Here is an 11,084-nt window from a genome sequence, read left to right as displayed (position 1 = left end):
ATAACGATAAAAGCGGCGGTTGCAGTCTGCCATCATGGCAGCGCCAGCTTGAACTGGCGCTAAACGTGAGGCGCTTTCCCGCTGGAAAGGGGATAGTAAAGGCTTTCCCGCTAAAGATCACGGCGAGTTATTATCCTTCGAGTGTGCAACCGGCTGCGCGGCGCGTTATACTGGCTAAAAAACCAGTGTTCATTCATCCGCAGGATAACGCCGCCGCCATGATGCCAAATCGCCTCGAGCCGGAACTCGATATTTACCACTACCCGGAGCACCTGCGCGCTTGCCTGGCGCCATTGCCCAAGGGGCCTGGCGTCTATCTGTTCCACGGCGAGAGCGACAGCCTGCCGCTTTACATCGGTAAAAGCGTCAACGTACGCAGCCGGGTGATGGCGCATTTTCGCGCGCAGGATGAGGCAAAAATGCTGCGGCAAACCCGGCGCATCAGTTTTATCGAGACCGCCGGCGAGTTGGGGGCACTGCTGCTTGAGGCGCAATTGATCAAGCAACAACAGCCACTGTTTAACAAACGCCTGCGGCGCTCGAAACAGCTGTGCGCACTGCGTCTGCAGGCGGACAGGGTGACGATTGCCCATGCCAAAGAGATCGATTTCGCCGTCACGCCTCATCTTTACGGGCTGTTTGCCAATCGCCATGCCGCGCTGGAAAAACTGCGCGCCATCGCCGACGAGCATCGTTTATGTTACGGCAAGCTGGGGATCGACAAGCTGCCCGCCGGGCGAGCCTGCTTCCGCTACAGCCTGCGCAAGTGCGCCGGTGCCTGCTGCGGCGTGGAGTCGGCGCAGGAACATGCGCGGCGGCTCGGCGCGGCGCTTGAACAGCTGCGCATCGCCTGTTGGCCGTTCGCCGGGCGCGTGGCGTTGGAAGAGCAGGGCGAAACGCTGCGCCAGTACCATGTGATTCACAATTGGTTTTATCTGGGTTCGGTCAGCACCCTGGCGCAGGCGCAGCGGCTGCAAAGTGCGGCCAGCCACTTTGACAGCGATGGCTACAAGATTTTGTGCAAGCCGCTCATCGCCGGCGATTACCGGATTATTGAGCTGCCGTAATGCCATAACGCTATCGATAACCTAAGACTTATCTGTAAATTCAGGGTATTATGCTAAAAAAGCTTGAGTCCATAATGTTGTTATGGATAATGGCGCCCCGAAGCGAAGGAACGCGCTATTAACTCAGTTGGCAGAGTGATTGGTTTTATAATGGCTTGTTTTGGCTTGAAAATTGATAGACGCGGGTTCGAGTCCTGCATAGCGCGCCAGCTTTCTTCCCTTCATCTCACCGCGCTTACCGTAAAGCGCACCCGGGTTGATTTGCACTATCGGCTCCTCGTTGGGATTTTCGGGTGTGCTTTACCGTAACCGCTGGCTTTCCTTCCTCTTCCTCTTTCTCTTTCGATCCTTTGCTAAACTGTAATCAGGCAGGCTTGCTGCCCGGCAACAGGAGGTCGATATGTCTCACTCCGAGCAACTGCAGGAACTCTTGCAACGCGTCGCCGCCCTCGAGGCGAGAGAGAAAGCGCTGAGCGCCGCGTCCAATGCTTATCAGGCGATTATCACCACCATGTTGGGCAATATGGAGAAGACCGAACGAGATCGGATCATTGCGATGATCGATCAGGCCCACGAAATCGCTTACGCCCGCGCCATTCATCGCAGCAACGAACCGCAAAAGCAGAAAATCAAACAGGCCGACGATGTGGCCCAGCGTATGTTCATGTTTGCGCAAGGCAAGGCCGCCCAGCCGCGTTGAAGCCGAACTATAACAGTTGCCGCCATTAAGTTGGCTAACTGATCTACCCGGCGAAACTGTACTTGTGTTACTTTTAGCGGTGAGATTTGATGGCAATGCTGTTTCCAGCATAAGGTTGTAACGATGGACGCGATTAAAAGCATCTTGGTTAAAGAGATTGAACAGATCAATCGGCGCGAAGGGCGGGACGGCAAGCCGCGCTTCAACAGCGAATTCGCCCGCACTCACCGCTATTTGTGCCTTGCCATGTTCGCCGGTTATTTCGCGGTGATCGCCGTGATGTACCAGGTGCCGTACATGGGGATATATGCCTTCCTGGGCTTCACCGCTTTCGTACTGTTCATGTTCGCCATGCTGCTGATAGAGATCCGGCCGGTATACCGCTTCGAGGACATCGGGGTGCTGGATCTGCGGGTTTGCTACAACGGAGAGTGGTATTTTACCCGCGCGCTGTCGCCTTATGCGGTGCAGCAACTGCTGGATGAGCCGTCTATCGGCGCCGCGTTGAAACAGAAGATGCGCGTGATCATCGGCAATAAGGGCGAAATCGACTTCTACGACGTGTACGACATGGCCTACGGAAAAAAGCCGCAGGATGAGCCACCGCAGTTGGCGGCGGCAAACTGAAAGGTTTCCGGCCGGCGGCTTGTCGATTATACTCAGCGTTTGAACACGAAGCAGAATGAGGACCAAGCGATGAGTGATGATATTTTCGATTTTGATATCGATGCCGAACTGGCGAAAGCCGAAGAAAAAGCGGCGCAGAAGGTAAAAGAGGTCCCTGAGTTCCTCGAGGACGAAGCGGACTGCGAAGGTTGCAAGATCTGATCGCCTGACCCATAAAAAAAACCGCCGCGGCGGTTTTTTTATGTCTGAGTGTCGTGCGATATCAATCCAGCACGAATCCCCAGATCAGGAACGCCGCCACCAGAATCAGGCAAAGCGCGGACACCGTCACCAGTATTTTCCCCAGAATGTCTTTTTCTTGTTCCTGCTGCGTCACGTTAAAATTATCCAATTAAAAGTCTATGGACCAAACCGGCGATGCCGAGATCGGCTGCCGCTACGCCCAGGGCCATGAGCATCATCACCGAAAGAAATCGAGTCTTGCCGTTCACATCCCTAATCCCTGACGGCGCCACTGCTAAATTGTTTTTATATCAAATGGATATAATTCAGCGGCGCCGTACTTCATGCATCATGATAGTGATTAAGAACGTTCTTAAGGCCAGAAGTTCCCTCGTCTGATAACGCAGACAGTGCGGCAGCGTCAGTCGGTTACGATCCGCACGCCTATCTTGCTGACTTGGTTGCCGTCCATTTCGGCGATGGTCCAGGTCAGGCCGTCCCATTCCACCTGGTCGCCGATCACCGGTTCACCGCCGATCAGCTGAATGACGAACTGGCCAAGCGTCTGCTGCTCGTCCACGTCGTCTTGAAGGTTGAGGCCATAAAGCTGAGAAATGTCGCTTAAACGGGCGTCGGATTGCAGGATAAAGTCGCCGAAAAAGCGTTCGTCGAGCGTCACGGCCGGCGCCTGGCTGAACAGCTTGCCGAGGATCGGCAGATCGTGCTCATGGCCGATGACGCACAGAATATCGTTCTCCCGCAGCCGGGTACTGCCGCTAGGGTGCAGCAGCTCTTTGCCGCGGAACAGGGCGGCGATGCGGGTGTTGGGGGGCATTTTCAGCTCACGCAGTGCTGCACCGACGCACCAGTTTTCCGCCGAAAGCTGATACACGAACTGTTCCCACTGGTTCTCCGGGTGTACATCCAGCCCAACGCGGGAGATCGGCGTCAGCGCCGGTGGCACGATCACCTTGGCTTTTTTGGCGGCAAACGACAGCGTGGTGCCTTGCAGCAGCAGGGAGACCAGCACCACGAAGAACGCCACGTTGAAGAACAATTGGGCGTTGGGCAGCCCGGCCATCATCGGGAACACCGCCAGGATCACCGGCACTGCGCCGCGCAGGCCGACCCAGGAAATAAAGCCGCGTTCGCGCAGGGTAAAGCTGCGGAACGGCAGCAGGCCGATAAACACTGACAGCGGGCGGGCGAACAGGATCATCCACAGCGACAGCAGCAGGGCAGGGATGGCGATCGGCAGCAGCTCGTGCGGGTTGAGCAGCAGGCCGAGTACCAGGAACATGCCGATCTGGCTGAGCCAAGCCAGGCCGTCGAAGGTTTGTACGATGCCGTGACGGTTGCGGATCGGCCGGTTGCCCAGCAGCAGGCCGCACAGGTACACCGCCAGAATGCCGCTGCCGTCCAGCGCAGTGGTCAGCGCGAAAATAAGAATACCGCCGCTCACCGCCAGCAGCGGATAGAGGCCGTCCGCCAGTTTGATGTGGTTGATCAGCGTCAGCAGCAGCCAGCCGCCGCCCAGACCGAAGACGATACCCATGCCGAACTGCTGCATCAGATGCAGCGGGAAGGTCCAGCTCAGCGCGGTTTCTCCGGCGGCGATCATCGCAATCAGCGTGATGGTGAGAAACACCGCCATCGGATCGTTGCTGCCGGATTCGATCTCCAGCGTGGCGCTGACGCGTTCGTTCAACCCTTTGCCGCCCAGCAGCGAGAAGACCGCGGCGGCGTCGGTGGAACCGATGATGGCGCCGATCAGCAGCCCCTGTAGCAGATCGAGGTTGAACAGCCAGGCGGCGGCCATGCCGGTCAGGCCGGCGGTGATCACCACGCCGATGGTGGCAAGAGACAGCGCCGGCCACAGAGCGACGCGGAATGAGCTGACCCGGGTTCGCATGCCGCCGTCGAGCAGGATCACCGCCAACGCGAGGTTGCTGACCAGATAAGCGACAGGATAATTGCTGAAGACGATGCCGCCGGGGCCATCGACGCCGGCCAACATGCCGATCGCCAGGAAGATCACCAGGATCGGAATGCCGAGCCGGGAAGAAAATGAGCTGAGCAGAATACTTGCCCCCACCAGCACGGCACCGATGACGAACAAACTGTTAATGGTGCTGGCATCCAAAATATTGCTCTCCTGAGGCTGGGAATCGGTGGGGCACTGCGCGTGTGTCGATGATAGCGTGTTTAGTGGGTAAAACGCCAAGGCTGATTGCGAAAACAACCGATCAATTATTGCCCTTTGATGCGATTAACCGAAGAAAGTGAGGAGAAGAGAGAGAATCCTGCCTTTTATCCAACATTATCAGGCTGCTGTATTTCTGCTTTGGCAACAATTTCCGATCGTGGCGGAGGGAAAAACCATTAAGCCCGCGCTGGCAGGCTTAATGGTTTGTAGACGCGGTAGGGTTAGTGGTCGAGCGATTCCAGCGCCCGTTTGATCAGCTCGTTGGCCAACTTGCTTTCCGTTTCGGAAATGCCGTCGAGATTGAAGTTGGAGAGCTCAGCGACCAAAACGCTGCGTTCTTTGCCGCTGATTGAGGCGTCCAGTGCGGACAGCAACCTGCCGAGGATCTTCAGCAGGGTGGCGTTTTCCGCTATGGCTTCCTGAGCCGGGGTGTGCTTATCGGTCATTCAAAATCCTCTCTGTCGTGACGGAAGGGAGATGCAGCTAACGCCATCGAATAAATTCAACGATCGCGCAGCCCTTCGGGGGTGTTGAGCCCAATCACTACCGTAAGGCAGGGATCCGGATTTCTACTTATGCATTGCAGTTATAACGGCTAGGTTATCTATGCAGCCGTATCACTTTGCCCTAACGGGCGACGCCAGGCTGAGCAATGTGTGCTCTGCATGCAAACCACCAGTATAGGCTTTTTGCACGACGGCAAGATGACGGGAAACCCCTGCAAACTTTCGGGTTTACAGGGGCGGAAGGTTATTGCGGCTTGCCGGAGAACAGGAAGCGCAGTACCGGAATACGCTTGTGCAGTTCATATAGCGCGAAGGCCAGCGAGAACACAAACAGCAGGCCCAGCAAGAATCCCAACAGGTTGTTGCCGATATAAGGCGTCACGAAAGCGCCATATATCAGGGTCAACGGATGGTGCACCAGATATATAAACAGCGAGGCGTTGACCAGATAGGTGATGCGCGGCGAGTGATAATTCAGCAAGTTATGCCCGAAAGAGAACACGACGTTGGTCATCAGGATCCCCATTAGGGTTTTGATCACCACTTCTACCTCGAACATATAGCTGCTGTGCGCCAACAGCTTTTGATTCAGCATATATGCGATAAACAGCAGCAGCGAACCGAGCAGCGCCAGCGGTGAGCGGCGCAGAAAAATCTCCTTAAGCCACACGTACTTAAACGCATAGGCGCCGAGGATGAAGAACGGCAGGTAGAACATCGTCTCCATCACCACGAAATTTAACAGGCCGTTGGATAATAGCTGCGGGGCGAAAATTAAAATAATGCGGTGCGCGGCCGAATAGCATACCGCATAAATAAAGAAATACAGTGAGATGTTTCCTAATCCGTGCATTCGGTTTATTAACGCCGGAATAGGCTCACGGGGTTGATGCTTGATTTTGCGGAACAGATAAAAACAGGCGCAGGTTAACAATGACAGTGTCAATAAGAACCAGAGATGAGAAACCAATTCCCAAACTGTTACATTTATTTTCTGATAGAGAGAAAATTCATCCCAGCCGTTTAATTTATCGGTGAAGTATTTCAGCATGAAAAACTGCGGTACCGTGATTAGCGGGATGGAGCTCAGCAGCGGGATCGCCACCCGTTCCAGCCTGACCTTCAGCCACTGGTGGCGCTCGTAGCGCTCGTAAAGCATGTAGGAGAAGTAGCCGGATATCACGAAGAACACCTGCATGCGGAAAGCGTGAATGAAGTCGTTCAGCACCGTAAGCGAGAAAGAGGGCGACGCGCTGTTCACCGCCCAGGCATGGCTGGAATAAATCAGGGAGAGGTGAAACGGAATCCCGAGCAACATCAAATAGGCTCGGATCGAATCGAGAAAAAACTCGCGCTGTTTGCTGCCTTTAGTCATAGATTACCGCTGGTGATTTAATCGAGAGTTCATTAACACGCTTAATAAGTCGTCAAACGTTAAATTGTTATCCGGAACCCTACTATAGCCCCCCGCATTTTTCCATAGCGTCTTGTTGCGCGGCTTGCTACGCTGGTGTTCCATCAGCTGCTTAAACAATGAGCCGTAAACATGAACCATCCATTTATCATGTTGTCGGAAAGCTGAGTAATCCATTAATATGGATTTAAATGATTTGAGCACACGAATAGGGGGGGATGTGCTAGTTAATATATTATCCGGACAACCACGCGCCGCGAGCGTTCGTTGGTTAGGTGCTACCGTATTGTTCACGCTGTTCAGTTCGCCGGCTTGGGCCTTTTCTATTGATGATGTGGCCAAGCAGGCGCAGGATCTGGCGGCGAAAGGTTTCGAAGCCCCGAAGAGCAACCTTCCTTCTCAGTTCCGCGAGATGAAGTTCGCAGACTATCAGCAGATTCAGTTCAATCACGATAAAGCCTATTGGAGCAAGCTGAAAACCCCTTTCAAGCTTGAGTTTTATCATCAGGGGATGTACTTCGACACGCCGGTGAAAATCAACGAGGTCACCTCTACCAGCGTAAAACAGATCAAGTACAGCCCGGATTACTTCAACTTCGGTTCGGTCAAACACGACCCAGAATCGGTGAAAAACCTCGGCTTTGCCGGTTTTAAGGTGCTTTACCCGATCAACAGCGCCGACAAAAACGATGAGATCATGAGCCTGCTGGGCGCGAGCTATTTCCGCGTAGTGGGTAAAGGGCAGGTTTACGGGCTTTCCGCTCGCGGCCTGGCTATCGACACCGCTTTGCCGTCCGGCGAAGAGTTCCCGCGTTTCCGCGAATTCTGGGTTGAGCGTCCGAAGCAGGGCGACAAGCATCTGGTGATCTATGCGCTGCTGGATTCCCCGCGCGCCACCGGCGCTTACCGTTTCACGGTGATCCCGGGCCGCGACACCACCGTGGACGTCGAGTCTAAAGTGTTCCTGCGCGACAAGGTGGGCAAACTGGGCCTGGCGCCGCTGACCAGCATGTACCTGTTCGGGCCGAACCAGCCGTCGCCGACGTTGAACTATCGCCCGGCGTTGCACGATTCCAACGGTCTGTCTATCCATGCCGGCAACGGCGAGTGGATCTGGCGTCCGCTGAACAATCCTAAACACCTGTCCGTCAGCACCTATACCGTCGAGAATCCGAAAGGCTTCGGTCTGCTGCAGCGCGGTCGCAACTTCAAAGAATATGAAGACCTGGACGATCGTTACGATCTGCGCCCTAGCGCCTGGATCGAACCGAAGGGCGACTGGGGCAAAGGCAAGGTCGAACTGGTGGAGATCCCGACGGCGGATGAAACCAACGACAACATCGTCGCGTTCTGGACGCCGGATACCTTGCCGGAAGCCAAAAAGCCGCTGACGCTGAGCTACCGTCTGAACTTCACCCGCGATGAAGACAAACTGCATTCGCAAGACATCGCCTATGTGGCGCGGACCATGCGTTCGACCGGTGACGTGAAGCAGTCCAACCTGATTCGCGAGCCAGACGGCAGCGTGGCCTTCCTGGTCGACTTCGTCGGTCCGGTGCTGAAAGGGCTGGATGCCAATACCCCGGTCGCTTCTCAGATCAGCATCGGCGACAACGGTGAAATGGTAGAAAACAACGTCCGCTATAACCCAGTGACCAAAGGCTGGCGCCTGACGGTGCGTCTGAAAGTGAAAGACGACAAGAAGCCGGTAGAAATGCGCGCGGCGCTGGTCAATGGCGATAAGACTCTGTCGGAAACCTGGAGCTATCAGCTACCTGCCAATGAATAAGCCTACTCAACCCGCCCAGGATTATCTTGCGGCGCTGCCTCTGACCGCCGAGCGGTCGGAGGCGCTCAACCCTCAAACGGCGGATGACGCTCAGGCACTGGAGGCGCTCCATCGGCAGATGGGCGCCGCCGACGCCAACGTCAATAGCCTGTCGGCGGATGACGTGGCGCTGGCCTCGGTCAAACCGCGCATCGAAAACGCCTGGCCGGATGCGGTCAGCGATGACGACTTCGATACCGACGCAGAAGGGCGCGCCATTCTGAAGGCGACGCCGCCGATCAAACGAACCACCATGTTCCCGGAAGCCTGGCGCACCAACCCGGTGGCGCGCTTCTGGGATTCTCTGCTGGGGCGTTCGCCGCACAATCGGCACGCCACCAAAGAGGAGGCCGAGGCTGAGAACCGCTGGCGCGTTGTCGGCTCCATGCGCCGCTATGTGCTGCTGGTGCTGATGCTGGTGCAGACCGGCATCGCCACATGGTACATGAAAACCATCTTGCCTTATCAGGGCTGGGCGCTGATCGATCCTATCGCCATGCTGGATCAGGATCTGATGCAGTCGGTGCTGCAGCTGCTGCCGTATGTGCTGCAAACCGGCATTCTGATCCTGTTCGCCGTGCTGTTCTGCTGGGTCTCGGCCGGTTTCTGGACCGCGCTGATGGGCTTCCTGCAGTTGCTGATCGGTAAAGACAAATACAGTATTTCCTCCACCATCAAGGGCGATGAGCCGATCAACCCGGCGCACCGCACCGCGCTGATCATGCCGATCTGCAACGAAGACGTCGAACGCGTGTTCGCCGGCCTGCGTGCGACCTATGAGTCCGTCGCCGCCACCGGTCAACTGGAGCACTTCGATATCTACGTGCTGAGCGACAGCTACGATCCGGACATCTGCGTGGCGGAGCAAAAGGCGTGGATGGAGCTGTGCCGCGATGTCGACGGCCACGGCCGCATCTTCTATCGCCGCCGTCGCCGCCGCGTAAAACGCAAGAGCGGCAACATCGACGACTTCTGCCGTCGTTGGGGCGGCGAGTACAGCTACATGGTGATCCTGGACGCCGACAGCGTGATGAGCGGCGAATGCCTCACCGGGCTGGTGCGTCTGATGGAAGCCAACCCGAACGCCGGCATCATCCAGTCCGCGCCGAAGGCGTCCGGTATGGATACCCTGTATGCGCGCGTGCAGCAGTTCGCCACCCGCGTTTACGGGCCGTTGTTCACCGCCGGCCTGCATTTTTGGCAACTGGGCGAATCGCACTACTGGGGCCATAACGCCATCATCCGCGTGAAGCCGTTTATCGAGCACTGTGCGCTGGCGCCGCTGCCGGGCGAAGGCTCCTTCGCCGGCTCAATCTTGTCGCACGACTTCGTTGAAGCGGCGCTGATGCGCCGCGCCGGCTGGGGCGTGTGGATCGCTTACGATCTGCCGGGCAGTTACGAAGAGCTGCCGCCAAACCTGCTGGACGAGCTGAAACGCGACCGTCGCTGGTGCCACGGTAACCTGATGAACTTCCGCCTGTTCCTGGTGAAAGGCATGCACCCGGTGCACCGCGCGGTGTTCCTGACCGGCGTCATGTCCTACCTGTCGGCGCCGCTGTGGTTCATGTTCCTGGCGCTCTCCACCGCATTACAGGTGGTGCACACCCTGATGGAACCGCAATACTTCCTGCAGCCGCGGCAGCTGTTCCCGGTCTGGCCGCAGTGGCGGCCCGAGCTGGCGATAGCGCTGTTCTCCACCACGCTGGTGCTGCTGTTCCTGCCGAAGTTGCTCAGTATCGTGCTGATCTGGGCCAAGGGCGCGAAAGAGTACGGCGGGGCGTTCCGTCTGTTCATTTCGATGCTGATGGAAATGCTGTTCTCGGTGCTGCTGGCGCCGGTGCGCATGCTGTTCCATACCGTGTTCGTGGTGAGCGCCTTCCTCGGTTGGGAAGTGGTGTGGAATTCGCCGCAGCGTGACGATGACGATACGCCTTGGGGCGAAGCGTTCCGCCGCCATGGCTCGCAGATGTTGCTGGGCCTGGTGTGGGCCGGCGGCATGGCGTGGCTGGATCTGCGCTTCCTGTGGTGGTTGGCGCCGATCGTGTTCTCGCTGATCCTGTCGCCGTTCGTGTCGGTGCTGTCGAGCCGCGCGACGCTGGGCATGAAAAGCAAACGTGCCAAGCTGTTCCTGATCCCGGAAGAGTACAACCCGCCGCGCGAGCTGCTGGCGACGGAAGAGTACCTGCATCTCAACCGCAACCGTGCGCTGACCAACGGCTTTATGCACGCGGTGGTCAACCCGTCTTTCAACGCGCTGGCGACGGCGTTGGCGACGGCGCGTCACCATCTGCGCGCTACCCTCGATCGCAACCGCGAGGAGCGGGTGAACGAAGCGCTGCAGCTGGGGCCGGAGAAGCTGGTGAAGGGCAAACGTCTGGAGCTGCTGAGCGATCCGGTCACGCTGGCTCGTCTGCACCAGCGCGTCTGGCTGCTGCCGGAAGGCGCCGCCTGGCGTGAGCACTATCAGCAGTTGCCGCACAACCCGCTGGCACACCCAACGGGCCGACGTTAATC

General features: G+C 57.1%; 10 protein-coding genes and 1 tRNA gene. 7 read left to right on the top strand and 4 right to left on the bottom strand.

The window, feature by feature from the left end; translation table 11 throughout:
• Positions 1-218 precede the first annotated feature (218 nt).
• The 5 genes from cho to C9411_RS26130 all read left to right on the top strand — a co-directional run bounded on the left by cho (position 219) and on the right by C9411_RS26130 (position 2,595).
• Positions 219-1,067 carry an excinuclease Cho gene (gene cho, locus C9411_RS10190; RefSeq protein ID WP_107227005.1) on the top strand — a complete coding sequence of 283 codons (849 nt, stop codon included), beginning with the start codon at positions 219-221 and terminating at the stop codon, positions 1,065-1,067.
• A gap of 112 nt (positions 1,068-1,179) precedes the next feature.
• Positions 1,180-1,276 (top strand) — tRNA-OTHER (locus C9411_RS10185).
• A 191-nt stretch (positions 1,277-1,467) separates the two neighbouring features.
• A complete protein-coding gene (locus C9411_RS10180; RefSeq protein ID WP_063989499.1) occupies positions 1,468-1,767 on the top strand; it encodes a sigma-S stabilization anti-adapter protein IraP in 300 nt (99 codons plus the stop codon).
• 123 nt (positions 1,768-1,890) lie between these two features.
• On the top strand, positions 1,891-2,394 hold the full coding sequence (locus C9411_RS10175) for a YlaC family protein (protein WP_038875410.1): 504 nt from the start codon (positions 1,891-1,893) through the stop codon (positions 2,392-2,394).
• Between the two features lie 69 nt (positions 2,395-2,463).
• Positions 2,464-2,595 carry a hypothetical protein gene (locus C9411_RS26130; RefSeq protein ID WP_015377413.1) on the top strand — a complete coding sequence of 44 codons (132 nt, stop codon included), beginning with the start codon at positions 2,464-2,466 and terminating at the stop codon, positions 2,593-2,595.
• 61 nt (positions 2,596-2,656) lie between these two features.
• Here C9411_RS26130 and C9411_RS26125 read toward each other — a convergent pair whose 3' ends face one another.
• The 4 genes from C9411_RS26125 to mdoC all read right to left on the bottom strand — a co-directional run bounded on the left by C9411_RS26125 (position 2,657) and on the right by mdoC (position 6,703).
• Positions 2,657-2,785, bottom strand: coding sequence for a hypothetical protein (locus C9411_RS26125; RefSeq protein WP_016928228.1), 129 nt, complete (start codon positions 2,783-2,785; stop codon positions 2,657-2,659).
• Between the two features lie 252 nt (positions 2,786-3,037).
• Positions 3,038-4,759, bottom strand: coding sequence for a potassium/proton antiporter (locus C9411_RS10170; RefSeq protein ID WP_060387562.1), 1,722 nt, complete (start codon positions 4,757-4,759; stop codon positions 3,038-3,040).
• 284 nt (positions 4,760-5,043) lie between these two features.
• Positions 5,044-5,268, bottom strand: a complete 225-nt coding sequence (locus tag C9411_RS10165; protein ID WP_063989500.1) for a hypothetical protein — start codon at positions 5,266-5,268, stop codon at positions 5,044-5,046.
• A gap of 304 nt (positions 5,269-5,572) precedes the next feature.
• On the bottom strand, positions 5,573-6,703 hold the full coding sequence (mdoC, locus tag C9411_RS10160; RefSeq protein ID WP_107226981.1) for a glucans biosynthesis protein MdoC: 1,131 nt from the start codon (positions 6,701-6,703) through the stop codon (positions 5,573-5,575).
• Between the two features lie 259 nt (positions 6,704-6,962).
• On the opposite strand from mdoC, the gene mdoG reads away from it, so the two are divergent.
• Together mdoG and mdoH are read left to right on the top strand one after the other, a co-directional pair.
• The gene (mdoG, locus tag C9411_RS10155) at positions 6,963-8,531 is read left to right on the top strand and encodes a glucans biosynthesis protein MdoG (RefSeq protein WP_025302384.1); all 1,569 of its coding nucleotides are present in this window, start codon (positions 6,963-6,965) and stop codon (positions 8,529-8,531) included.
• Positions 8,524-11,082: a glucans biosynthesis glucosyltransferase MdoH gene (gene mdoH, locus C9411_RS10150; protein WP_063989502.1), complete on the top strand. Its 2,559-nt coding sequence runs from the start codon at positions 8,524-8,526 to the stop codon at positions 11,080-11,082. The genes mdoG and mdoH overlap by 8 nt, the downstream gene beginning before the upstream one ends.
• Positions 11,083-11,084 lie beyond the last annotated feature (2 nt).

Origin of the sequence: Serratia sp. Nf2 (assembly GCF_003028435.1) — a bacterium.
Taxonomy (GTDB): Bacteria; Pseudomonadota; Gammaproteobacteria; order Enterobacterales; family Enterobacteriaceae; genus Serratia; species Serratia marcescens_L.
This window is presented reverse-complemented; position numbering and strand designations above follow the sequence as displayed.

What these genes read in the sequence shown, in the direction of transcription:
- C9411_RS10180 (WP_063989499.1), top strand. Translation starts at nt 1,468, where the DNA reads ATGTCTCACTCCGAGCAACTGCAGGAACTCTTGCAACGCGTCGCCGCC.
- cho (WP_107227005.1), top strand. Translation starts at nt 219, where the DNA reads ATGATGCCAAATCGCCTCGAGCCGGAACTCGATATTTACCACTACCCG.
- mdoH (WP_063989502.1), top strand. Translation starts at nt 8,524, where the DNA reads ATGAATAAGCCTACTCAACCCGCCCAGGATTATCTTGCGGCGCTGCCT.
- C9411_RS26130 (WP_015377413.1), top strand. Translation starts at nt 2,464, where the DNA reads ATGAGTGATGATATTTTCGATTTTGATATCGATGCCGAACTGGCGAAA.
- C9411_RS10165 (WP_063989500.1), bottom strand. Translation starts at nt 5,268, where the DNA reads ATGACCGATAAGCACACCCCGGCTCAGGAAGCCATAGCGGAAAACGCC.
- C9411_RS10175 (WP_038875410.1), top strand. Translation starts at nt 1,891, where the DNA reads ATGGACGCGATTAAAAGCATCTTGGTTAAAGAGATTGAACAGATCAAT.
- mdoC (WP_107226981.1), bottom strand. Translation starts at nt 6,703, where the DNA reads ATGACTAAAGGCAGCAAACAGCGCGAGTTTTTTCTCGATTCGATCCGA.